This window comes from Pseudomonas sp. D2002 (assembly GCF_013385735.1).
Lineage (GTDB): Bacteria > Pseudomonadota > Gammaproteobacteria > Pseudomonadales > Pseudomonadaceae > Aquipseudomonas.
Genome location: NZ_JACAPL010000006.1, coordinates 15,102 through 38,590, shown reverse-complemented (window position 1 = coordinate 38,590; position 23,489 = coordinate 15,102). Strand labels below are relative to the sequence as shown.

Here is a 23,489-nt window from a genome sequence, read left to right as displayed (position 1 = left end):
GATGTAACGGGGCGTTGAATTACAGGAAGAAATCCATGCGGAAGTAGATCGGCGCTTCGCGCTCGCTCATCACTGCCGGGCGTTCCAGAGAATGCGCAAAGGTCACGCTGGTGCTGACGTATTTGCCGCGGGCGAACAACTCCAACGAGTTGCTTGAGACCCGGCCGTGCACTTCGCCGTTGTAACGGCCATTGCTGATCACGCCTTGGTCGTAGCCGACGCTGGCGCCGTATTCGGCAAAGGCCGGGCGCATCCAGTCCCAGGTCACCGGGCGCGCCCAGCGCACGTCGTTGCGCCAGTAACCGCCGCTGTCGCCGGTGAGTTGCTGGTCTTTGAACCCGCGCACCGAAGCCGAGCCGCCCAGGCTCATGCGCTGGGGGCTGAACAGGATGTCTTCGCTGCGCTGGCCGGTGGCCAGGCTGGAGAAACTGAACGACTCGCCCCACAGGCTGAACGGCTGCAAGTAGCTGACGGTGGCGGTGTATTTGCGATAGCGCGCACTCGGCAGGCGGTTGCCGTAGGCGTCGCGCTCGTTGTTGGCTTGGGCATCGAACGCGCCGATGCCGTTTTGCATGCCCAGGTCGACGTTGACGAACGCATTGCCGATGCGCCGGCCGTGGTTGATGCCCCATTGCAGCTCGCTGAGGCGGTTGCTGCTGGGCTCGGTGCGGATATCGAGGATGTAGTTGTTGGTGCGCAAATGCGCCACGCCGACGTTGACCGACGTCTTGCTCACGTCGTCACGATGGATCACCCGCTCGGCGCGAAACTGATGGTTTTCGTTGTCGCCGTTCTGCTTGAATTTGAAGCCGTTGGTCACGCCATACGTGCGGTAATCACTCTCGCTGTAGGTGTAGCTGAAGTTCCACCAGCCCCACGGCACGTTGTAGTAGAGCATGCTGTTTTTCGAGGTTTTCTGGTGGTCGCTGACGGCGTCGTGGCCGCCACGCAGCATCAATTGGTCGGCCAGGCCAAGCGGGCTGTCCCACTCAAGGCCGGCGCCCCACTGCTGTTCGCCGGTGCTTTTCTGGCCGTCGTTATTACGCGACAGGCTGGCGCGCCAGGGCTTTTGCGCGGTGTTTTTGACCACCACGTCGCTGCCGCCGATCTGTTGGCCGGGGGTCAGTTCCATTTGCGCCTGTTTGGAGGGCAAACGGTTCAACTGGTCCACCAGTTGTTCGACTTCACGCAGGTTCAGCGCCTCGCCGACCTTGCCGGGAAAGGCCATGGCCAATTCGCGGTCCGTCACCGTGCTGCCTTCGGCGCTTTTCAAGGCTTCGAGTTTGCCTTCCACCACCAGCACTTGCAGATGGCCGGTGGAGAGGTCTTGTTGCGGCAGGTAGGCGCGGCTGGTGACGCGGCCCTTGGTGATGTAGTAGTCGGTGATGACCTTGAGCAACTCATTGAGCTGCGAAACGCCCACGCATTTGCCGATGTAGGGCTTGAGCAGGCGCTCGCGGTCTGAGGCTGCCAGGCTGTCGGCGCCCTTGAGTTCGATGTCTTTGATCGGGAAGCAGCGCGTGTCCGCGGGCAGGGCCGGAGCCTGGGGCTTGGCTTCTTTACCGGGCAGGTCCTGGAGTTCTTGCAACCGGCGTTGCTGCTCTTCGAGCAGGCGGTTTTGCCGGTCACGGATCAGGTCTTGATCCCCTGGCGTGGGGGCGGCGGTGGCACTGTTCAGGCTCAAGCAAGCGAGCAGAAAAGTGCACAGCAAATACCGAGTCCGTGGCAATAACGAAGACATGTTCGATCCATCGAAAATCAAGGGGCGGCAAACTAACATCGAACTAGTGCGGATCCAAGAAGTTGGACTAGTTGCACATCCGTACTAGTTAAATCTGCAAGCCATTGATAAATAACAACAAATAATTATCAAAAAACGGTTGAGCCAGTCACTGGAAGTTTTATTCCGACAAGCGGCAACTGTTTTGATAGCGATTCGATCAAGCGCTGATGAAATGCCACTAGTTGGCCATCAACTACGTGTCGAGTTAGGTTAGTACCGAGGAATAGAGAAAAGTTCGCGGTTGTTTTGTGAATTGGATCCCATTTATCGGATTAGTCTGGTGCAGCGCTTTCTGCTAAATGTGGGATCTGGCTTGCCTGCGATGGCTGATCGTTCCCACGCTCCGCGTGGGAATGCCGCCCCGGACGCTCCGCGTCCAAAGGTTGCGCCGATCTCAAGAGTTGTGCAGTGACGCGGAGCGTCACGGGATGCGTTCCCACGCGGAGCGTGGGAACGATCAAGGTCCTCAGCCTGCGCCTTTGTCTTTTTCCTGCCCCGGCACCAGCGTCAGCCCTGGGCGCTCCACGTCGCGGGACACATGCGACTTCACATCTTCCACGCCGCCCTCTTCGTCGTTGTGGATCACCAGCACGCCGGGCTTGCGAAACTGCTCCAGGTGGCCGTCACCCAGGTTGAAACTTTCACTCAGGCTCTTATCGCTGAGCGCATTGGCCTCGGCACGGCGCTGGGCGAACTTGCGCCCGCGACGTTGCTGATAACGCGCCCAGCTGATCAGGATCACCGCATTGAACAGCGCGATCCAGAAGTAGATTTGCAAGGTGTTGAGCGCCGCAAAAATCGGCGCCTCAATGCGCGGGCCGCCGTGGGTTTCCAGCATCGCGGTAATCCCGCGCGCCAGCAGCCAAACCAGCCCAGCCCAGGCCAGCAGGGTCAACAGTACATCGATGACCCACATCACTGAATTTTGGCGAGTTCTGACCAGTTTCATGGTCACGCCTCCTCTTCGCTAGGTTTAATACCGCGGTCCGGGCTGACCCAGCGTGCGCGCTTCTGATGCTGGTTGAACAGCACCTTGGGAAAGCTGACCAACGTGGTGAGCAGGCTCACCAGCCAGAACACCATCGGGTACCACACGGTCCAGAACAGGGTTTTCCACAGGTCTTTTTCGTAGCGCCGGTCAATCAGGATGCTGACTGCAAATTGCAGCAGGCACACCATCGCCAGCACCAGCCCGGTAAACGCCGGTGGCACCAGCGAGTCCACGGCAATCGCCTGTGGCAGCACCATGAACTTGCCCAAGCCCCAGAAGATCACCGACAGCAGGAAGGTGAAGGCCCAACCGGTGGACAGGCAGTATTCGAACAGCAGCGGCCACAGGTAGCGATGGCGCCATTGCCAGATGCCACGGATGTTTTTGAACAGTACCTCGGCGCCGCCCTGGGCCCAGCGCAGGCGTTGTTTCCACAGGCCGCCGACGGTTTCGGGCATGAGGATCCAGCACAAGGCGCGCGGCTCATAGAAGATTGCCCAGTGATCGAGCTGCAGCTTCCAACTGACATCGATGTCCTCGGTGATCATGTCGGTGCTCCAGTAGTCGATGCGGTCCAGCGCTTTCTTGCGAAACGCAACGACCACACCCGAAACCGTGAAGATCCGACCGAACACCCGCTGGGTGCGCTTGATCAAGCCGATGATCGAGGAGAACTCGCCCACCTGCACCCGGCCGATCAAGGTCGAGCGCGTGCGGATGCGTGGGTTGCCGGTCACGGCACCGAGGCGCGGGTTATCCAGCATCGGCGCAACCATATAGGCCGCCGCATTTTTATCCAGCAAGGCGTCGCCGTCGATGCACACCAGGTATTCACTGCGCGCGGCCACAGCGCCCATGCGCAAGGCCACGGCCTTGCCCTGGTTCTGCGCCAGGTGCAGCACCCGCAGGCGTGGGTGTTCCAATGCCAGGGCATCGAGTACCGCGGCGGTGTTGTCCTTGGAGCCGTCATTGACGGCGATCACTTCGATGTTCGGGTACAGCTGGTCCAGCGCCGCGTGAATAGTATCGGCGGCGTTATCACCCTCGTTGTAGCAAGGGATGATGATCGAGATCAGCGGGTTGCCGGCCAGGATCGGCGCCGGGGTGTCTTCCTTCCACGGCCAGTGACGTTCCCAGTGCAGCCAGAAGTACAGCCCGCCGGCGATCCACAACGCCGACATGAACAGCGGGTAGAAGAACACGAAGTCCATCAGGAACTGCCCGGTGACCAGGAAGATCAGGCCAAGGGGCACACCCAACACCAGCGCCAACACGAATAAAGCCAGGATTCTGTCGAACATGGTCAAGGGTTCCATTGGTTGGAAAGGGCCGGACGTACCGTCTTCAGGTCCGGCGAGTTTTCCAGGAAGTTGTCCGGGTAGTAGCCAAAACTCCTGACCCCCTGGCGTTTGAGCACACCCATCCATTCGGCCATCTGTGCGCCGTCGATGTCCGGCGCGTCCTTGGTCCGCCAGTCCTTGGCTTGCAGTTCAAATACGGTGCGTTGCAAGGCATCAGGGCGCGCCTTGACCGTGGCCACGAGTTTTTCCAGCCAGGCATTGGAGTTTTTCAGCGTCTCGCCTTCCATCAGCGGCATGGCCATCGGCGCGGTCCAGTCGTAGGTCTGGAGGAAGTCATCAAGGTTCTGCGCGAACCAGGCTTCGCTGGCCGGGTTGAGCATCGGCTCGGCGAAGATATTGCGCGCGGTCTGTACCTGCGGCCCACGAATGGCACGCACCTTACCCGCCAGCTCCTGGGTGAAGTCGATCAGGTAGCGGCTCTTGAAGCGCGTCCAGCGTTGCATCACGGCCGGGTCGGCACGCAGCGCGGCGATGCTGTTCGGCAGGCCGTTGGCGGCATAGGCCTTGAGCGCGGCGGAGCTGGCGTCTTCGAAGTCCGAGAGGATCGCGTCGTCGTGGAACAGCACGCCGTCAATCGCCGTGTTGCGCGCCAGGTCTTCGTAGATTTCACCGATTTGCTGACGCACTTTCGGGTCAAACGGCGACAGGCGTTTGTACTGGTCCGGGTCGAGGCCGACCTGGCCGGTTTTCGGGTCCATGCGGGTCACGCGCGGCAAGGACGGGTCCAGGGCAAAACTGAGCACCGGCATCCACGCGTAGATCGCCACATGGCCACGGGTGCGCAGTTGCCAGGTCACGCGGTTGAACAGGTCGCGGCGCACCGGCAGGTAGCGGTTGGGGAAGTACAGCGAGTGCACCAGGCCGTCGCCCTTGGGGTCGGCGAAGGCTTGCAGGAACACGGTGCTGGCGCCCATATCGACGACGCGCTGCACCAACTGGTCGAGGTTGCGCGCCTCTTGGGCCGGGTCCGGGTCGTAGACGTTGTCGAGGTCGACGTGCAGCACGCGCATCGAGGTCTTGGCCTGGGTGCCGACGATGGCGTTGGCGTAATGCTCGCCATCCGGGTCGGAGGCCACCAGGAAGCGCGGGCTGCTCTTGAGGTTGGCGAGGTCATCAAGGCCGTCGTCCAGGGTCAGGGCCATCTTGTAGCCCTGCTCGCCGACGACTGCCAGCGAGGTGCCGTCGGCGGCGCCGTAAGGCCACACCCACACGCGCGGCGCCTTGCCGGTGACGGCACGCAGCTTGTTGGAGATAGCCGTTACGTCGGCACGCATCCGCGCCTGAAACTGCGCTTCGGTTTCATATTTGCCGGTGGCCGCATCATACCGGCGCGTTGCCGCGGCCGGCTCGAGGTTGCCCTGCGGGTTGGCCAGGATGCCGGTGTGGCTGGCGTCGGTGTGGGCGGCGATTTCCACCAGGTGCGACTTGGAAATCTCGCGCACCTGCTCCCAGGTCAAGAAGTCGGAACGCGCCCGTGGCGTGCCGGCAAAGTCCACCGGCTTATTCAGTGGCGTATCAATCCAATACCCCACCGGGGCGAGAATCGCCGGCCAGTTGTACGCACGCAGGATCGGCATCACACGGGTATAGAAGCTCGAATAGCCATCGTCGAAGCTCAGCATCACGGCTTTGGGCGGCAGCTCAGGCCCGCCGCTGCGTGCGGCCAGGATCTGGTCAACGCTGACCGCTTGGTAGCCGTTTTCACGCAGCCAGGCCAGCTGGTCGATCAAACGCTCGGTGCGCACCGCCACCACCGCCTGATCGGGGTCGCGGTCTTCAATGTCGTGGTAGGCAATGCCCAGGAAATGGTTTTTCGGCCACGGCGCTTCACGGGCCGGTGTCGGCCGCTCGGCGGGGGGCGTGTACGGCGCGGGTTGCTGGGCACAGGCACCCGCCAGCAATACACCGAGGACCAATAAACAACGGCTGAGAACGGTCATTGTCAGGCTCTTCTAGAAACGGTAAGTGAGGTCGATGAGCAAGCGCAGATCGCGTTCGCGATCACCGTCATAAGGTCGGCTGATCAGGCTCAGGTTGGCGCCGGCTTCGAGCACGTCGTTCCAGCGAACGCGTTGGCCGTAGCCGATCAAACCGACACCGCCGGTGGAATAATCGCGCTGGCTATAGGTACCCGCACCGACTTGGAACTGCTGACTCCACTGGGTCTCGTAGCGGTGATAGAGCACATGATTGACGGTAACGGTAGGCAACACGCTAAGGTCAGACTTGGGGTTGAAGTACACCGTGTCTTCCTTGGTGTTGTGGCTGGCGCCGACTTCCAGGCCCAGGTCCACTTGCACATGCGGCGAGCTGTAGATGCCTTCGCGGCCGGTGAGCAGCGCTTCGAGCCGGTTGTTGCCGTCGCTGAAGTGCGACGGGCTGACGGACAGTTTCCACTCACGGCTTTCGTTGGCGCGCCAGCGGATAAAACCGCTGCCGCCGTTGGCCGTGACGTCGGCATTCAGCGCCCGCAATGGCGTGGTCGTCAGCAGGTAGCCGAGGCTGCCGCCGTATTGCCAGTTGTCGTTGATGTCGCGGGCAATCGACACGCTCGCGCCTTGCTTGGAGCCATAGCCGTAGGAGTGGTTGGAGACTTCGGCTTCGAGCGTCATGTCGCGGGTGCGACGCTCCACGCCCACGACTTGCCAGCGATGCTGGCCGGTGCCTTCGTTAAAGTCAGCCGTGGCATACCCGGCACCGGCGAACACGCGCCAGTCTTCGTCGATGGGCGGGGTGTAAATCCGACTTTCAATGCCCCAGTCACGGCTGCCCGCGACTGCGCCAACGTCATTGTTGCCGCCACCGCCGTAGCTTTTGCCGGTGTAGGCTTCGACACGCAGTTCGGCCATGTCATGCACATCGCGCAGGCGGCTCAAGCGCTGCACTTGGCGGTTGTCCGGGTTGCGGGCCAGCACGTCGTCGGTCAGCGCATCCATTTGCCGCCATTCCTGCAGGTCCATGGCGGTGTAGGCCTGGGACACTTCCAGGCCGATATCACGCGGGGCCTGGGCCTCGGTTTCCTTGAGGGTGCCTTCGGCACGGCGCGGCCAATCACGGGCGCGGTACATATCGGCCTGGGCCAGGCGCAGGCCGACGTTGCCCGGGGCTTTGGCCACCAAGGCTTCCAGGCCGGTTTCGCTGCCCGGCAGGTCACCGCCGTAAGTGCCGGCCTGGGCCGACAATTGTTGCGCGTCCATCCAGCTGTCGTTGGGGTTGCCGATGGGCAAGCCCTTGAGTTCGACGCGAGGGTTCTGGGTGTTCGCGAGGTTGCTGGCGACTTCGCGCGCCTCCATCACTTTGTCGCTTTCCAGCAGCGAGTAGAACAACGCGGTGCTGTCTTCGACGTGATCGCCGGGGTCGGCGTCCGGCGCCGTTAGCGCCTGGCGATACAACGGCTCGGCTTTTTCCGGCTGGCGTTGATCGAGGTAAGCGGCGGCTACCCAGCGCACGGCGTAGGTTGGCAATTGCACGCCTTCGCCCTTGAGGGTTTCGTAGTCGCGGATCACTTCAGCGGTGCGCGCACGCGCCTTGAGGGCGCCCAGCCGGTCGATGCGCCAGCGCACCACGTCGTCGTGTGCGCTGGGGTCTGGGGCCCAGCGCGCGAGCAGTTTGTCGTAGTCATTAAGGGCGCGATCGGCGATCACGTAGCGTTCTTTCTCGGTGCGCGTGGCGAACTCGGCCATGCGCACGCGCTCGGCGGCGAGGTCGCCTTCCAGGCGGCGCTGGGTCACCGCGTCGAGCACGCCAGGGTGTTTGGCCGACAGGCGCAACGCCGGCTCCGGCAACCGCGCCTTTTGCAGGGCGACGATGTATTCGCGGACCACTTCGGGTTTGTCGCCGGCGCGGATAAAGGCCTGGTCGAACTCGAACAGCGCGTCGTAGTTCAAGCCCGCGCGGGTCAGCGCGTAGCCCAGCGCCATGCGGCGGTTGGGGTCATTCGGTTGCGCCGCCACCAGTGCCCGTGTGCGTTGCACCGCTTCATTGGTTTGGCCGCCGTCGGCCTGGGTCAGCGCCTGGCCCAGTTGCAGGTCAACATTATTCGGCTCACGCAGCAGCGCCTGCTGATACACCGCCAAGGCCTGCGGCCATTGCTTTTGATTGCGATAAGTACGGGCCACCGTGGCGAGCGCCTGGGTGGTCAGGTTGCGATTCTTGCCCTGGGCCTCGTACACCTTCAGCACTTCGGCGTCTTGCCCGGCCCAGCCGGCAATCACAATGTGATCGCTGATCTGGCCCGGCGTCTGGCGCTCGGACGGCAGTTGGCGCAGTTGCGTGAGGGCTGGCGTGAAGTTGCCGTTGCGCGCCTGAATGATCAAGGCGTCGTAGGCAGAGTCTGCAAAAGCGAGGCTGGGCATCAGCAGCTGACTGCACAAGGCCGCACCGATGAGCAGTCGCAACCGGCCTGAAGCACTGAGTGGTAGGTTTCGCAGCATATCGTGAGCTTCCTTACACACGGAAAGCTGTAACGATAGGTGGTCCTGAGCGTTTTGCATCAGGGTGTCGGCGTCTAGTGACCCGACCTAGCTTTCCTGTAGGAACTATCCCCTAGGAATGTAGGGAAAGGCCCAATTCAGAACAATTGTTCAGAATTGCCCACCCACCAGAAAAGCCAATGGGGGAGCAGACTTACCCGAGCTGACCGGTCACCGTCGGCCTATACGCCGACTGTTTGACCGCTGCCTCAGGCAACCCTGCTCCCCCATTTATTTATTTCCGACGGGTGTCGGAAATCTTACTGCGCGCCGCTGACAGCACCCACTTTGGCCATCACAAAGCCAATGAATTGCTCAACGGTCATCTTCTGGCCGTTGAAGGTCACTTCATTGTTGGCGTAATGCAGCTTGGAAACCACGTCAGTGCCCACCAGGGTCGCCAGTTGCGTGCCGACGGCCATGCCGCTGACCATCTCGGCCGCCCCCTGGGATTGCTGCTCGATGGCTTTAGGGTCGGTCACGCCGCCTACCTGCGCTTGCAGGGCCGCAACGTCGGCAATCATGGGCTTGGACAGGGTCAGGTTGGCATCCAGCAGTGCGATGACCTGCTTGCCCAGCTCAACCGGTGGCAGCTCCATCGAAGCGGGTTTGGTCAGGTCCACGATCAGGTTGAATTTGCTTTCGCCGTGGGTGGTTTTCAACGACAGGTTTTCCACCGCCACTTGCGGCTTGGCAGCCAGCACCTGGTTGACGTTGGTCTCGGCCAGGGTCTGCTCGGCTTCGGTCAGTTGCAGCTCAGGCACCGGCTGGCCGGCAGCGGCAGCGGCTTGCACCGGCTGCATCTTGTCCTGGTACAGCTTGGTCAGCACCAGCATGGCCGGAATATCGACGTTCTTCATGCTCAGGGCCATCGCGGCCGAGCCCACAGGCTTACCTTGGTAGCCGATCTCGTCGATCTTGTAGTCAATGCGGCCGGCCAGGTTGTTGTCTTTGGTTTCGCTGGTGTCTTTCTGCTCGAAACCCTTGAGGGTCAGCACGGCTTTCTGTGGGCCGAAGGTGACTTTGGTGTCGGTCAGCTCAACGGTGTTCTGCCCGGTGTAGAAACCGAAGCTGGATTTTTCCAGGTTGCTGGCTACGGTCAGGCCGGACAGCTCAGCGTCGAACGGCACGCCATTGGCGTCGATTACCGCGACTTTCAGGCTGTTCATGTAACCGTTAGCCTTGACCTTCTGGCCTTCGGCGCTGCTGTCGAAGTCCAGGTTGGCGCCGGAGAAGCTCACCGACGACTTGTCGTCCTTGAGCTCCAGAGGCAGCAGCTCGACGTTGCCATCGACTGAGCGGTTGTAGCCGATATTGGCCACGCCTTTAAGCGGCGACACGTCTTTGCTGGCGGCGAACCATTTTTCGGTGGTGGCGTTTTTTTCCAGCGCGTAGTGACTGGTGGCCATGACCGGCAGCCATTTCAGCGACACCAGGCGCGAAAACGGCAGCGGGCCGTGTTCGATGTGGTCGACGAACAGCAGTTCAGGGTTCGGGTTGTCTTCACCGAATACACTGCCCTGGCCTTTAAGGCGGTAGTGCGCGGTGCTGCTGAACAGGCCACGGTCCAGGGACACCAGCTCCAGGCTCACGCTGCCGTCGACGCCGGCCATGGAGGTCTGCAGTTCCTTGTTGGCGCTCTGGATCGCGGTTTGCAACACCGGCTCCAGCTGCTTACCGGTGTACCAGGCGCCGCCTGCACTGACGACGCCGACGGCGACAACGAAACCCAAAAGAACAACTGCTGGCTTATTCATGAAGTGACCTGATCAAATCCTGTGAGAAGTGGGCTGTCTTCCTTGAACCCCGAGGGGGTTGGCTCAAGCCCGCCGAAAACGGGGGAAGATTAGCACTGGCGGCCGCGAACGGCCCAGCTTTTCAGAGGGGTCAGGCCTGCAGTTGGTTCACGTGTACTCCAATTCAATCTCATCGAGCTGGTGATCAAAACTCTTCAAGCGTGCGGTCCAGGTGTACACCAACACCTCAAACTCGCGGTGTATCACGGCATTGCTCGGGGTGTCGGCCTTGGGGTTACAGAAATCCAGTTGATAGCGCTCGCGGGCCATGGCATTGGCCACGTCGGACAATTCCCGGGCGTTATTCAGCCAATGCCTACCGTCGGCGACCTGCTGGTCGAGCAGCACACATTGTTTTTTCAGGGCTTCGAGGCTTTTTTCCAGGGGCGTGCCGGTGAGTTCGCCCATGACTTCCTGGAAGGTGCGCCCGGGCTGCCAGTAACTGCCCCAGAAATAGCGGTCGAACACGGTTTCGACACGGCGCAGGGCGACTTTGGTGTCCCAGATCGCCACGCGGGTCTTGCCCTGTTCGAGCAGCCTTCGTTTCACCCGTTGGTTTTGGTAAGACGCCCACGCCACGACGCCGATGGACAAGGTGCCGATCACCAGGCACGCGCTGTCGAGGAACACCATGGCCTTGTCGAGTTGATGGGCAAGCATGACGCCGTAGAAATAGGCAGCCGATAACAACACCAGTGCGAAGAGCACGCACCAGAAAGCGGGAGCATAAGGGTTTTTCATTATTGGAATCCCCATGAGCAAACGCGAGCAGTGTCAGGTGAGCCGTCACCGCGGCTCACCTGACAAAGCATAGCTTTTAGCTCAGGGTTTGCCGGGCTGTGACGCTTGCGTTCGTCCGCTTTCCCAACCACCGCCCAAGGCCAGGAACAGATCGATCTGGCTCATGGCAACCTGGGTGTTCGCCGCCGCCAGTTGCGCACGCACATCGGTGTAGGTGCGCGTGGCTTGCAGGTCGGCCAGGAACGACGCGCGACCGGCCTGGAAGAAGCGGTGCGTCTGCTCTGACGCTTCCTTGGCGGACGCACCGGCATCGGCCAGCGCGTCGCGGCGTTGCAACTGCGCGGTGTACTGCGCAAGGCCGGTCTGGGTCTCGCGGATGGCGTTGAGCACCACGCCGTCGAAGTGCGCCAGGGCGCCCTGGGTCGCGGCTTCGGCTTCGTGGATGCGCGCGCGGGCGCCGTTGGTCGGCACCGACCAGCTGATCAGCGGGCCAAAGCCCCAGCGGTTGGTGGCCGGCGTGCCCAAGTCGTCAAGAATACCGACGGTGCCCACCGTGGCGCCGATGCTGATGTCCGGGTACAGCGCGCCGGTGGCCACGCCGATACGCGCGGTGGCGGCGGCCAGTTGGCGTTCGGCCTGGCGAATGTCGGGGCGGCGCTTGAGCAGCGCGGCGCCGTCACCCACCGGCAGCAACTGGGCGATGTGCGGCAGCTCGGCGCAAGTGCCGGTGCCCGACGGCAGTTGGTCGACCGGCTTGGCCAGCAGCATCGACAAACGGAACAAGCCTGCCTGGCGCGCTGCTTCGTAGCGCGGCATGTCGGCACGCAAGGATTTGTATTGGGTTTGCGAACGGGTCACCTGGGTTTCATCACCGCGCCCGGCGTCGCGCAGGCGTTGGGTGAGCTTGGTGCTCTGGGCCTGCAGGTCGAGGGACTCGTTGGCAATCGCCAGTTCTTCGTTGGCCGCACACACTTGGGTGTAGGAGCGCACCACGTCGGCGACCAGCGTAATGCGCGCAATATCCGCAGCAGCCTGGGCGGCGTCGGTGGTGGCCTGGGCGCTTTCGATGCCGCGTTGCAAGGTGCCGAACAAGTCAAACTGGTAGGACGTGCTGATGCTGGCGCTGCCGATATTGGCCACCGGGACTTTTTCCGTCAGCAAATAGGCTTCACCCGACTCCTGCAAACGCTGGGCCTCAGCTTTTGCGCCAGCGCTCCAACCGCCGGCGGATTGCGCCTCTTGGGTCTGGAAGCGCGCGCGTTGCAGGTTGGCTGCGGCCACACGCAAGTCGGTGTTGGACGCCATGGCCTGACGCACCAACTCATCCAGGCGCGGGTCTTTGTAGAGTTTCCACCAGTCGGCCGGCACCGGTGCCGACACCACGTTGTGGCCCTCGCCCGCGATCTGCCCTTGCAGGTCGCCGCGGTTGATGGCGGACTTCTCCGGCAGTGTGTAATCCGGGCCGACTACCTGGCAGGCCGACAGCAGCAAACCCAAGCCGGCCGTGGCCAGCAGCGCCGCCGGTTTCATGGTTTTTCTCCCTGCCGGGCTTTTTCTTTGGCGGCGGTCTCGTCGTCGATGATCGACACCGTCGCCGTACGCCCGGCGATCATGCGGAAGTCTGCCGGCACATCATCAAAGGCGATGCGCACCGGAATCCGCTGGGCCAGGCGCACCCAGCTGAACGCCGGGTTGACGTTAGGCAACAGGTTGGAGCCGCTGCTGCGGTCGCGGTCTTCGATACCGGCGACGATGCTCTGCACATGGCCACGCAAGCGTGCGTTGTCACCAATCACACGGATGTCGACAGCCATGCCGACGTGAATACCGTCGAGCTTGGTCTCTTCGAAGTAGCCGTCGATGTGGAACGAGTTGCTGTCCACCACCGACAACACCGGGCGCCCGGCGGTGACGAACTCTTGAGCACGCGGCGCACGGTCGTTGACGTAGCCGTCCACCGGGCTGCGGATCACCGAGCGGTCGAGGTTGAGCTGGGCGGCGTCCACCGTCACCTGCGCCTCGGCCAAGGCCGATTGGGCACGGGCCACGCGGGATTGGCTTTCTTCCAGTTGCTCGCTCGGCACCAGGTTGCCAAGGCCACGGTTACGCTTGTACTCGCGCTGGGCCTGCGCCAGGGTTTCCTGGCGGTCGGCCACGGCGGCCTGGGCTTGGCGCAGCGCCAGCTTGAAGCGGTCCTGGTCGACGGCGAAGAGCACCTGGCCTTTGGTCACCAGCTGGTTGTCGCGCACGTCGACCTGCTGGATCAACCCGGACACGTCCGGGGCGATCTGCACGATGTCGGCACGGATATGCCCGTCACGGGTCCAGGGCGCAAACATGTAGTACATGACCATGCGCCACACAACGACGACAGCGAAGGTCACTATCAATAACGTCAGGACAACACGGCCGATGGTCAAAAAAGGTTTTTTCATGTCATGAGGTATCGACTGAGTGAGTCCACCGCGCCGAGCAACAGCGCGTAGAGCCCCACATTGAACAATGCCCGGTGCCAGACCAGGCGATAGAAGTGAATGCGCGTCAACAGCCCGTGCACCACCAGAAACAACACGTACGTAATGCCCATCAGCACCAGCAGCGTGGGCAGGAACACCCCGCTGATATCCAGATCACCGATCATAAAGGCGCTCCATCAGGCAGCGGCGCTTCCATTTCGGTGCCGCCAATAAATTCCACGCCCGGCAGCAACGACAGGCGCAAGCCGGCCAGTGCGTGCAGCAGATGCAGGCGGGTATCGTCTTCGTCTTGCAAGCCTTGGCCGTTGAGGGCGCGGCGTGTGCGGTCGAGTGTCATCAGCAGACCGCTTGGCGCGGGCAAGCGTTCACCGGCCTTCAGGCACGCCTTGAAGTAACCGCCAACGCCTTCGACAACCTGGTTGAGCAACACCCGTGGCACGCCGTAGATGCGTGGCGAGTACGCCAGCAGGTCGAGCAGGTTCAGTGCCACACGCAGATCACGCAGGGCGGTGCCGGTGTCCTGGTTGATCAGCGCCAGGCGCGGCAGGTGCTGCATCAGGCGGTCGAGCATTTGCGCGGCCATGTGCCGGTGTTCGGCCAGGGTCGCAGGCTCGGTCAGGGTGACGATGTCGCGCCAGCTGAAGCGGGTCAGGCGCTTGGCCGCAAGTTCGGCGCCGAACGGCCGCGCGATCAACGTCCACACAAAGGCGAACAACAGGCCCACAGGCCCGGCCAGGTTGACGTTGGCAAAGTTCAGGAAGTCCGCGTCATACGCGCCCTGGATGCTGATAAACGACGAGGTGTTCACCAGCGTCAGCAGCATGCCGAGGTAGAAACGCGGCTGCACGGTGAGCGTGCCGATGCAAATAAACGGCACCGCAAACGCCAGCACCAGCATCGGGAAATCGTGCAGGTTCGGCAGCACCAGAAACAGGTAGAGGCTGGCGAACAACACCGACATCGCGGTCCAGAAAAAGAACCGGTAGATCTGCGGCGCCGGGTCGTCCATCGAGGCGAAAAAGCTGCAGGCCACGGCTGCCAGAATCACTGCGCTGCCGCCGTCGGTCCAGCCCAGCAGAATCCACAGCACCGAGGCGACGATGATCGCGGTGACGGTGGAAAACGCCGAGTAGAACATCAGGCCACGGTCGAGGAACGGCGTAAGCCGGCCCAGGCGCCAGTGGCGGTACACGGCGCGCCAGGTGTCCTGGCTTTCGCACTGGATGGCGGCTTGCAGGCTGCGGCAGTCTTGCCACAGGTCGATCCACTCCGCCAGGCGATACAGCGCGTTGGAGAACAGCAGCGTGTGACGGTCGTCCAGCGCTTCGCCTTGGGGTTGCAGGGCGTCGACCTGATCACGCAGCACGCGCCAGCTTTCCAGCGGGGCAGTTTGCGTGGTGGTTTCCAGCCATTGGCGGGTGGCCTCCAGCACCGGCGTGATGCGCTCGAGAAACTCCGGCGCGCGGTGTTCGATGGCATACAGCGCGTCGTCGAGCGCATCCACCACCGGCAGCAGGTGAATCATGCGCCCGCGCAGTTCCTTGGTGTTACGCACCGTCTGCGGGCGCGCGCCTTCGTGGGGCAACTGGCCGATCATCAATTCGAGGGTGTTGAACGTGGCGACCATGCCGCTGCGCAGCGTGCTGATTTCTTCAGTTTCCACATTGCGCGTGAGGAAGCGCAGGCTGTAGACCTGCGCGTCGGCAAACCACTTGGCCACCGAGCCGTCGAACACTGGCATCAGGCGACGCGGCCAGAACATCGCGCCCACCACGGCCGCCACGGCGATGCCGAGGAAGATTTCTTCGGTGCGTGCCTCGGCCACATCCCACACCGCCAGGGGGTTATCCACCACGGGCAGCGCGATCAGCGGCAAGGTGTAGCCGGCCAGCATCAGCGCATAGTTGTTGGCGGTGCGCAGGTGCATGGACAGGAACAGCAGAATGCCGGTCCACAGCGCAATCACCACCACCAGCACATACGGCGACTGCACGAACATCGGCACAAAAACCACCGCCGCCGCCGCGCCCATGAAAGTGCCGATGGCGCGGTACAGCGCCTTGGAGCTGGTGGGGCCGACAAATGGGCTGGAGACGATATACACCGTGGCCATCGCCCAATACGGACGCGGCATTTGCATGAGCATGGCGATGTACAGCGCGATCATCGACGCGGCGAACGTACGCACCCCGTAGAACCAGTCGCGAGCGGGCGGGAAGCCGGTAAAAAATCCGTTCAAGAGGTTGCCTCAGCCGCCTCAAAGGCCCGCAGTACACGCAACGCCGCTTCAAGATCGCTTTGGGCAATGTCCGCCAACACGTCTTTGCGCAGGCGCACCAGTTGCACCTCCACCGCTTGCACCAGCTCACGGCCGCGCTCGGTCAGGCTCAAGGCCTTGGCGCGGCGGTCGTGCACGTCTTCGGTACGGCACACGTAGCCGCCGGCGCACAGCTGATCGAGCAGGCGCACCAGCGACGGGCTTTCCATGCCGGAGGCCTGGGCGACCTTTACCTGGTGCACACCATCGCCCAAGCGGCCGATCATCAACAACGGCACGGCGCAGGCTTCGGAAATACCGTAGCTCACCAGCGTGGTCTGGCAGATTTTGCGCCAGTTACGGGCGCCCACCACCATGCTGCTGCTGAGGTTCATCTGGAGTTGTTCGAGGGTTTGAGGCACTGGAGTGTTCGCATACAGTTAGTTTGCTAACTATCAATATGGTGGATGGATCCAAAGCCGTCAAGTTTTGAAACAAATTTGTGATGGGTGGCGCTGGGAGGTGTGGGTAAGTAAAGCGGGTTTGCGCGCGGGTGTTGGATTTTCAGCGACTGCTGCAACACCACGAAACGAATGTGGGAGCGGGCTTGCTCGCGAATGCGGTGGATCAGTCGCCGAATTGACCGGCTGACACACCGCATTCGCGAGCAAGCCCGCTCCCACATTTGGATCAGTTTTTGGCTTCAGGTCTGCTGTTCGACCTGAGCATCCAGGCGGCGCTGAACTTCACCCATCATGCGTCTGCAAATAACGGGCTTCTCACTCGGACGGCTATCGTCCCCAACCGTTTAGTCGACAGGAACTTGCTCTATTCCTTCGAGCATCACCCTACCCGCTTCCTCTTCAATAAACTCAAACACCTCCTCCGGCACGCTGTACTGAAACTGCTTGCGTCGATGCTTCGAAACCTTGCCTTCGTTATCCAGGCACATCATCACCAGCTTCGACAAATCACTGCCACGCACATCGAAGCGCAGGTTTACGGCCTTGATGACTTGGTCGTAGCGACCGAGAAATTCAGTTTCTTCGCGCAGTTCCACTTCCAGTGCACGGCGGGCCATCTGCAGGGTGAATTCGACGCAGCGGGTAGCGTCCCAATAGCGGTAGATCGACGGGTGGCCAACAAAGTCGAAGGCCATTTGATCGCCGTCCAGCCACGTGACGTTCCAGAATTCACGCGTCGGTTGGGAGAACGTTTTGAGTGCCTCCAGATAGGCGGGCTCTTCGTGCTTCATCGCAACGGACACTGGCAACAGCAGGCCATTTTCCAGTGCGCCGTAGTGGCAGAGCGTCTGATGGATCAAAAACCGCGACAGGCGCCCATTGCCGTCCATGAAAGGGTGCAGGAATACAAAGCCAAACGCGGTGACGGCAGCCGCAACAAGCGGGTCGACCTCGCGTACAGGCTGATTGGCGAAAGCCATCAGCTCTTCCATCAGTTCCTGACACAGTTCAGCAGCCGGTGGCACATAGCTCACGCCCGCAGCACCGCGAAGGCCGTTGTGCAGGTGGTTTTGTTCGTGACGAAACGCGGCAGCTTTATCGAAGGGGTTGGAGACAGTGCTGTTTTGCAGCTCCACCAGGTAATCCTCAGTCAGCAGCCGGCCTTCGTGAGCCTGGCGTAACAGCTGAACAAAGCGGCGGGATTTTTCTTCGCTGGGTTGTTCTTTTTCGATGGCGAACGAGTCGCGTGTTTCGTGGAGATAGGCCCACTGAATCGCACGGTCCATCATTTCGGGAGGCAGGGTGGCCATGAAGGACTTGGCGCGGCCCAGCACATCAAGCGACAACAACGCATCCACCTCGGGCGTTCGCTCCACGGTGGCACAGTAATGCAGAGACCCCAAACCGTTGAAGTCCACGCGCCAGCGACTGTTACGGATGCTGGGGCCGGTTACGTAGCGTTCAGGGTCGAATAAAGCAACGACGCGTCCCCGAACGGGAACGGCATAATCCAGAGCCTGCCCTGTAAAACCCTCCCATAGAAAACAGGCTTTGCGGATAAACGCACCATTAGGCGACTCTGCCAACCCAGCGAGAAATGGCTCTGGCCCAAGCCGTTCAAAAGCTTGGGCGAGTACGGCTAGATTTATACCTTCATGTTTAAGTGCAAACAGCACATGCTCAAACAATGCATGTTGCGCGGGGGCCACGGCGGCGGGTACAGCCAGACAATTTCCGATCAGCGTGATTCTGGTCACAGGCTTAATCATCGCCACGCGACGAGGCGCGATAACCTTTAGATCCAGCGCCTCACAAAGATGGGCATAGCCGACTGTTGCCAAGGTGAATCCCCTCAGAAAAAAATCACTGAGGCGATTAAAGCTCAGATTTTTTTACCACTCACTATTTTTTTTTACAAAAACGTCTTATTGAAAAGATTTTTTTACACCTCACGCCCTCTGCGCAACAACACATTCAGCTCATCCACTACCTCTGCCCAGTCGGCATCCTCTCGAATCTCTTCGCGCAAAAACGCCCTCTGACTGGGCGTCCAGAAAAACGCATCCGCCAGGTGCAGTTCAGGCTTCAGCGGTGAATGAACCGTCACAAACCGCTCAATACTCACCGGGTCATCCGGCAGCCCAAGCTGTTTGAACAGTGACGGCAGGCTGTGCACTGGCGATTCCATGGCTGGCTCCTATGAAGACGGTTCCTGCGAGTCTAGCCCACGCGCCAGCCAGGCCAACAACCGCAAGGGGTTGGCCCGGTACAGGTGTTCCGGGCATGTACTTAATGCCGAGGCTTGATTAACGGCAACCCTCGGGCTGCGAGGGCTCTGGCCCGCGGCACAGCACAAACAAGCGCGCCCGTGCCCCGCCGCCGTCCTGCTGCAAAAGCTGGCGCCAGTCGGCGGGAATCGGGGCGAAATCATCCGGCATTTCATTGCTGCTGATCAGCCAGACGCGGTGCGTATCGGCGGGTAATGCCGACAAACGGTCCAGGTAAATACGCCCGCCGTCCTGATCCACCAACGTGCCGAAGCCATAGGCGTTCGGTCGGGTCGGGGTGCCGTCGGGTTTGGGTGGGGTGAAGAGCTGCAATTGGGCGTCGGTCTGGTCGTAATACACGTAGCTCAGGTACCACATCATGTCACTGAGAACGATGCGGTCGTCTTCCTGGTAATTGCGATTGACGAACTCCACCGGCACGTTGAATTGATCATGCTCGTCCACAGCGGCATTGTTCTTCAGGCCCAGCAGTTCCACGCCGACGAACAGTACGAACAACGCCGCGCCCAGCCATGCCAAGCGCGGGGGCAAGCGGTCGATGGCCAACGCCACCAGAATCGGCAAGCCCAGTGCATACACCGTCAGGTAGCGCTCGATGAACACCGGCGAAACAAACGACACCGCATACACCAGCAGCAGCGGCAATAAAAAGAACAGCGCCAGCAGGCAAGCCGGGCGATAGCGCTCACGATCACGCCAGGCGGTGGCACCCACCACCGTGATCAACATCACAGGGAACAGCCAGAACAGCGGCGGCCAGAAGCCAATACCTTCATCCTGAAGCATGAACTGCCAGACCATCGACGGCACGGAAACCAGCGAAACCGGGTCTTCCCAGCCAATGTCACCGCCCACCTTGAGCTGCTCAACGTGTTGGATAAGGTCCAGCAGGTTCGGCAGCCACGGCAGGTACAACGCGACGATCAGCACGTTGGCGCACCACCACGACGGGCGAATGATCAAGCGTTGGCCGGGTGCCTGGGAGCGGCACAACACGCCCAGGTAAGCCCAATGCACCAGCACACACAGCGCGGTGAAATAGTGGGTGTAGAACGCGGCCGCCATCAGCACGACATAGGCGGCCAGGTACCGCGTGCGCTCGGGTTGGCGCACCCAGTACACCAGCGCCAGCGTGGCGCCCAGCAACCACACGGCCAGCAGTGAGTACATGCGCACTTCCTGGCTGTAACGCACCGCCGTCGGAAACAACGCCAGCAGCACGCCCGCCAGCACGGCAGCGCGACGCGTGGACAGCTGCCGCGTGAGCCAGATGCCCAGCCCCACCGCCGCTACGCCGGGCAGGGCACTCATGCCGCGAATCGACCAGATCCCATCGCCAAACAGCTCGATCCACCCGCGCAGCATGAAGAAGTACAGCGGCGGGTGCACATCATGGGCGGCGTGAAACCACAGGTCCTCCATGGCGTACTCGCTGAGCAGCAGGCTCGAACCTTCGTCGCCCCAGATCGCCGAAGCGGTCAGGCCATAAAAACGCACCGCCATGGCCAGCGCCAGAATCGGCACCCACCACAACCGGCTGAGCCAGCCGGCGCCTTCCCAGGCGCCCGAGAGGCGATTGACTGCGGGAAACGTCCCAATTTTGTCGTCTTGCTCTACCACAGACCGTCGCACCTCAATTCCCCTGATACCGCCCATTTCCCGGGCAAACCCTGCACACGTGCAAACAAGCGCCACTCTAGGACAAAAGCCCCGGTTTCGCTCGCTGATTTGCAACCGTCGGGCGGCACGCTGCGGGATTTGACTTGAACCTCATAAACCTGCGACTGCGCCTGGATTTCGCTGAGCATTGCCACGACCAAAAATCGGACAAATCAGCAATTTGTGTAGGCCTTCACCGAAGCCGCTGTCGGATCAAGCTATGATTGGCACCCTCCAAGGACTCAGGATCAAGGACACGTCATGCGCATCGGTTTTCTGTCACCCCTGGCACTGGCCCTGCTTGCCGGCATTTCCCTACCGGCCCAGGCCAGTTCGGACGACTCGTGTTACCCCGACTGGCGGGTGTCGCGTGACACGCTGGATCCCTGCAATAACCTGCCGTTCCTGAGCCCAGGCAATGACAGCCGGGCCAACCTGCGTTTATTGCTGGCCGACAAGAAAGCCGCGCCGCTGGCGCCCAATGCCTTGAGCGAAGATGACCTGGCCGAGGGTTTTGGCCCGGTGCCGTTCCCGGTGTATCGCCTGGTGCCGCGTGGCGAAGCCGAGCCCGTCACATCCGACGCCCCCAAAACCTCGCCACTCGATGCACTGCTTGAACCGCTGGGCATCAAGCGCGACGACGCTAAAGCCGCCGGCGATGCGTTCCTCAATGGCGAAGGCAGCCGCTGCCGCAGCAACGATGAGAACAGCGCTGCCGCGTTTATCCGCCAAGTGATCAAGGCCGACATGCCAGCCGCCGAACGCGATCTGCTGGTGAAGGCGCGCCTGCAATTGCTCACCGCCTGCGAATGGGTGGGCCCGGTGGTCGAGCCGCCGCAAGATATCCAATCGAGCGAAGGCCAGCTGTTTCGCACGTACCTGCAAGCCGCCGCCGACTTCTACACCGGCCGCTTCACCGACGCCGGGCCTGGCTTCGTCGCCACCCAGAACGCCACTTCGCCCTGGCTGAAGGAAACCGCGCTGTACATGACCGCGCGCAACGCACTCAACCAGGCCCAGGCCAACACCTATGACGAAGACGGCGTGCCGCACCTCGACCGTGTGGATAAACCTGCGCTCGCCGAGGCCGAAAAGGGTTTCGACGCTTATCTGAAAACTTATCCACAGGGCGACTACAGCGCCTCTGCACGCGGCTTGCTGCGCCGGGTGTACTGGCTGGCGGACAATAACGAAAAACTCGCCGAAGCGTTTGCCTGGCAACTGACCCAGGCCACCGACGAGCAGCGCAATGTGTCGGTGGATGAATTGGTCGAAGAGGCCGACCTCAAGCTGTTGATGGTCAATAGCGACACCGTCAAGACGCCGATGATCCAGCTCGTCAGCGACCTGATGGTGATGCGTGGCGGCAACCAGCCCGCGCTCAGCCGCGCCGACCTTGAGAAGCAAAAAGCAGCGTTTGCCGATGAGCCGGCGTTTTACGACTACCTGTTAGCCGTGAGCGCGCTGTACGTCGAGCATCAACCGGATGCCGCCTTGAAGCAGTTGCCGCAAAGCGTGCCGTCTAGCCTGAATTACTTCGCCTTCAGCCAACAAACCCTGCGCGCCCTGGCACTGGAAGCCAAGCAAGACTGGAAAGGCGCACAAGACCTGTGGCTGCAACTGCTGCCGCTGGCCAAATTGCCGCTGCAACGCGACCAGTTGGAATTGGCCCTGGCTCTCAACTACGAGCGCAGCGGCCAGCTGGCCAAGGTGTTCGCGGCGGATTCGCCAATCAGCGCCAAGCAAGTGCGTTATATCCTGCTGCGCAACGTTGCCGGGCCGGACTTGCTGCGCCAGCAGATCGCCAAGGCCGACGACCCGGTGGAACGCCAGACCGCACAATTCGTGCTGCTCTATAAAGACTTGCTGCGCGGCCAGTTCGCCACCTTCGCCGATGACCTCAAGCAACTGCCAACGCGGGCACCTGAAGACAAACTGGGCACCAGCCTGGGCTACGTCTACAGCGGCGGCCAGAGCTTGAAGCTGTTCCAGTGGAACGGCGACAAAGCAGAATCCGGCTACAGCTGCCCGGCCATCGCGCAAACCGCCGCCACCTTGCAAACCGATGCGAAAAACCCGCAGGCCCTGAACTGCTTCGGTGAGTTCATCCTGCGCAATAACCTCGACGGCATGCCCCTGGAACAGGCACGCGCCGCCAGCAGCCTGGGCAGCACCGCGGCGCAATTCCCCGGTGAAACCTTCTCGCGGCTTAACGGCTACAAGCAGGTGATCGCCAACGCCAAGGCGCCGAAGAACGACAAGGCCTACGCACTGTTCCGCGCCATCAACTGCTATGCCCCGGCCGGCTACAACAGCTGCGGCGGCGATGACGTTGAGCCCGCCGTGCGCAAGGCGTGGTTCCGCCAGCTGAAAAGCGGCTTTGCCGACACCCAGTGGGGCAAATCGCTGCAGTACTACTGGTGAAACACCTGTGGCTCGGCTTGCTGCTGCTGGCAAGCCCGGCCTTTGGTGCCGTGGACGCTCGCGACTACGACGCCTTCTGGCTGTGGAGTGGCGTCACCCCGCAGCCGGTGCTTAAACAGGCCAACACCCTGTACATCCTGCAAGGCCAGATCAACTCCACCCGCCGCGCACCCGAGCGCGGCGTGCAACTGATCGCCCAGGGCATCGGCATACCGCGCCTCACCCGTGGCGAGGTCTGGGTGGTCTACCGCGCCCACACCCTGCACTGGCCGGAGCGGGTCTACACCCAACTGCTCGGCCAGGTGCAACGCTGGCGCGACGCGGGCAACCCGGTGGTCGGCATCCAGATCGACTTCGACGCCCGCACCCAGTACCTGCACGAATACGCCGACTTCCTGCGCGACCTGCGCCACCGCCTGCCCGCCGACTTGAAGCTGAGCATCACCGGGCTGATGGACTGGAGCAGCAACGCCGACCCAGGCGCCATCGCCCAGCTCAAAGGCGTGGTGGATGAAGTGGTGGTGCAGACCTATCAAGGGCGCCACAGCATCCCGGATTACGCGGCGTATTTGCCGCGCATGAACCGGCTGGGATTGCCGTTCAAGGTGGGGCTGATTCAGGGTGGCGTGTGGGAGGCGCCGGGGTATTTGAAGGGGAATGAGTGGTTTCGCGGGTATGTGGTGTTTTTGCAAAACCAGTGAGCCACGCACGGTTTCCATGTGGGAGCGGGCTTGCTCGCGAAGGCGATGGGTGACGCAACAACGAAGCCCCATCCT

The 23,489-nt window shown here is 61.7% G+C and carries 17 protein-coding genes; 2 read left to right on the top strand and 15 right to left on the bottom strand.

Going from position 1 to position 23,489, the window contains the following annotated elements; translation table 11 throughout:
* Positions 1-19 precede the first annotated feature (19 nt).
* From HX783_RS13175 to HX783_RS13105, 15 genes are all read right to left on the bottom strand, one after another.
* Positions 20-1,741 (bottom strand): ShlB/FhaC/HecB family hemolysin secretion/activation protein, encoded by a 1,722-nt coding sequence (locus HX783_RS13175; protein WP_177017149.1) that lies wholly within the window; start codon positions 1,739-1,741, stop codon positions 20-22.
* A gap of 508 nt (positions 1,742-2,249) precedes the next feature.
* Entirely contained in the window at positions 2,250-2,732 is a 483-nt protein-coding gene (pgaD, locus tag HX783_RS13170; RefSeq protein ID WP_159953582.1) for a poly-beta-1,6-N-acetyl-D-glucosamine biosynthesis protein PgaD, read from the bottom strand.
* Between the two features lie 2 nt (positions 2,733-2,734).
* Complete coding sequence (pgaC, locus tag HX783_RS13165) at positions 2,735-4,075, bottom strand: poly-beta-1,6-N-acetyl-D-glucosamine synthase (protein ID WP_177017148.1); 1,341 nt, start codon at positions 4,073-4,075, stop codon at positions 2,735-2,737.
* Positions 4,076-4,077: 2 nt separating this feature from the next.
* On the bottom strand, positions 4,078-6,075 hold the full coding sequence (pgaB, locus tag HX783_RS13160) for a poly-beta-1,6-N-acetyl-D-glucosamine N-deacetylase PgaB (RefSeq protein ID WP_177017147.1): 1,998 nt from the start codon (positions 6,073-6,075) through the stop codon (positions 4,078-4,080).
* A 12-nt stretch (positions 6,076-6,087) separates the two neighbouring features.
* Positions 6,088-8,568 carry a poly-beta-1,6 N-acetyl-D-glucosamine export porin PgaA gene (gene pgaA, locus HX783_RS13155; RefSeq protein ID WP_177017146.1) on the bottom strand — a complete coding sequence of 827 codons (2,481 nt, stop codon included), beginning with the start codon at positions 8,566-8,568 and terminating at the stop codon, positions 6,088-6,090.
* A 299-nt stretch (positions 8,569-8,867) separates the two neighbouring features.
* A complete protein-coding gene (locus HX783_RS13150) occupies positions 8,868-10,364 on the bottom strand; it encodes a YdgA family protein (RefSeq protein ID WP_177017145.1) in 1,497 nt (498 codons plus the stop codon).
* A 147-nt stretch (positions 10,365-10,511) separates the two neighbouring features.
* Positions 10,512-11,144: an NADH:ubiquinone oxidoreductase subunit N gene (locus tag HX783_RS13145; RefSeq protein WP_159953577.1), complete on the bottom strand. Its 633-nt coding sequence runs from the start codon at positions 11,142-11,144 to the stop codon at positions 10,512-10,514.
* Between the two features lie 81 nt (positions 11,145-11,225).
* The gene (locus tag HX783_RS13140) at positions 11,226-12,674 is read right to left on the bottom strand and encodes an efflux transporter outer membrane subunit (protein WP_159953576.1); all 1,449 of its coding nucleotides are present in this window, start codon (positions 12,672-12,674) and stop codon (positions 11,226-11,228) included.
* The gene (locus tag HX783_RS13135; protein WP_159953575.1) at positions 12,671-13,579 is read right to left on the bottom strand and encodes an efflux RND transporter periplasmic adaptor subunit; all 909 of its coding nucleotides are present in this window, start codon (positions 13,577-13,579) and stop codon (positions 12,671-12,673) included. Before HX783_RS13135 ends, HX783_RS13140 begins: the two co-directional genes overlap by 4 nt.
* Positions 13,576-13,785, bottom strand: a complete 210-nt coding sequence (locus HX783_RS13130; RefSeq protein WP_016969155.1) for a DUF1656 domain-containing protein — start codon at positions 13,783-13,785, stop codon at positions 13,576-13,578. Before HX783_RS13130 ends, HX783_RS13135 begins: the two co-directional genes overlap by 4 nt.
* Positions 13,782-15,860 carry an FUSC family protein gene (locus tag HX783_RS13125; RefSeq protein ID WP_177017144.1) on the bottom strand — a complete coding sequence of 693 codons (2,079 nt, stop codon included), beginning with the start codon at positions 15,858-15,860 and terminating at the stop codon, positions 13,782-13,784. Before HX783_RS13125 ends, HX783_RS13130 begins: the two co-directional genes overlap by 4 nt.
* On the bottom strand, positions 15,857-16,273 hold the full coding sequence (locus HX783_RS13120; RefSeq protein WP_159953573.1) for a MarR family winged helix-turn-helix transcriptional regulator: 417 nt from the start codon (positions 16,271-16,273) through the stop codon (positions 15,857-15,859). The genes HX783_RS13125 and HX783_RS13120 overlap by 4 nt, the downstream gene beginning before the upstream one ends.
* Before the next feature lie 413 nt (positions 16,274-16,686).
* Positions 16,687-18,183, bottom strand: a complete 1,497-nt coding sequence (locus HX783_RS13115) for a Fic family protein (RefSeq protein ID WP_177017143.1) — start codon at positions 18,181-18,183, stop codon at positions 16,687-16,689.
* Positions 18,184-18,284: 101 nt separating this feature from the next.
* Complete coding sequence (locus tag HX783_RS13110) at positions 18,285-18,530, bottom strand: DUF2789 domain-containing protein (protein ID WP_177017142.1); 246 nt, start codon at positions 18,528-18,530, stop codon at positions 18,285-18,287.
* 118 nt (positions 18,531-18,648) lie between these two features.
* The gene (locus HX783_RS13105; RefSeq protein WP_177017141.1) at positions 18,649-20,262 is read right to left on the bottom strand and encodes a glycosyltransferase family 39 protein; all 1,614 of its coding nucleotides are present in this window, start codon (positions 20,260-20,262) and stop codon (positions 18,649-18,651) included.
* A 288-nt stretch (positions 20,263-20,550) separates the two neighbouring features.
* Between HX783_RS13105 and HX783_RS13100 the strand changes: the two genes are divergently transcribed.
* On the top strand, positions 20,551-22,713 hold the full coding sequence (locus HX783_RS13100) for an outer membrane assembly lipoprotein YfiO (RefSeq protein ID WP_177017140.1): 2,163 nt from the start codon (positions 20,551-20,553) through the stop codon (positions 22,711-22,713).
* On the top strand, positions 22,710-23,414 hold the full coding sequence (locus tag HX783_RS13095) for a DUF3142 domain-containing protein (RefSeq protein ID WP_177017139.1): 705 nt from the start codon (positions 22,710-22,712) through the stop codon (positions 23,412-23,414). Before HX783_RS13100 ends, HX783_RS13095 begins: the two co-directional genes overlap by 4 nt.
* The last annotated feature ends 75 nt before the right edge of the window (positions 23,415-23,489 follow it).

Excerpts from the sequence above, each read along its gene's own strand:
- pgaD (WP_159953582.1), bottom strand. The coding sequence starts at position 2,732 with ATGAAACTGGTCAGAACTCGCCAAAATTCAGTGATGTGGGTCATCGAT.
- pgaA (WP_177017146.1), bottom strand. The coding sequence starts at position 8,568 with ATGCTGCGAAACCTACCACTCAGTGCTTCAGGCCGGTTGCGACTGCTC.
- pgaB (WP_177017147.1), bottom strand. The coding sequence starts at position 6,075 with ATGACCGTTCTCAGCCGTTGTTTATTGGTCCTCGGTGTATTGCTGGCG.
- HX783_RS13150 (WP_177017145.1), bottom strand. The coding sequence starts at position 10,364 with ATGAATAAGCCAGCAGTTGTTCTTTTGGGTTTCGTTGTCGCCGTCGGC.
- HX783_RS13135 (WP_159953575.1), bottom strand. The coding sequence starts at position 13,579 with ATGAAAAAACCTTTTTTGACCATCGGCCGTGTTGTCCTGACGTTATTG.
- HX783_RS13110 (WP_177017142.1), bottom strand. The coding sequence starts at position 18,530 with ATGGAATCGCCAGTGCACAGCCTGCCGTCACTGTTCAAACAGCTTGGG.
- HX783_RS13130 (WP_016969155.1), bottom strand. The coding sequence starts at position 13,785 with ATGATCGGTGATCTGGATATCAGCGGGGTGTTCCTGCCCACGCTGCTG.
- HX783_RS13145 (WP_159953577.1), bottom strand. The coding sequence starts at position 11,144 with ATGAAAAACCCTTATGCTCCCGCTTTCTGGTGCGTGCTCTTCGCACTG.
- HX783_RS13100 (WP_177017140.1), top strand. The coding sequence starts at position 20,551 with ATGCGCATCGGTTTTCTGTCACCCCTGGCACTGGCCCTGCTTGCCGGC.
- pgaC (WP_177017148.1), bottom strand. The coding sequence starts at position 4,075 with ATGTTCGACAGAATCCTGGCTTTATTCGTGTTGGCGCTGGTGTTGGGT.
- HX783_RS13140 (WP_159953576.1), bottom strand. The coding sequence starts at position 12,674 with ATGAAACCGGCGGCGCTGCTGGCCACGGCCGGCTTGGGTTTGCTGCTG.
- HX783_RS13175 (WP_177017149.1), bottom strand. The coding sequence starts at position 1,741 with ATGTCTTCGTTATTGCCACGGACTCGGTATTTGCTGTGCACTTTTCTG.
- HX783_RS13120 (WP_159953573.1), bottom strand. The coding sequence starts at position 16,273 with ATGAACCTCAGCAGCAGCATGGTGGTGGGCGCCCGTAACTGGCGCAAA.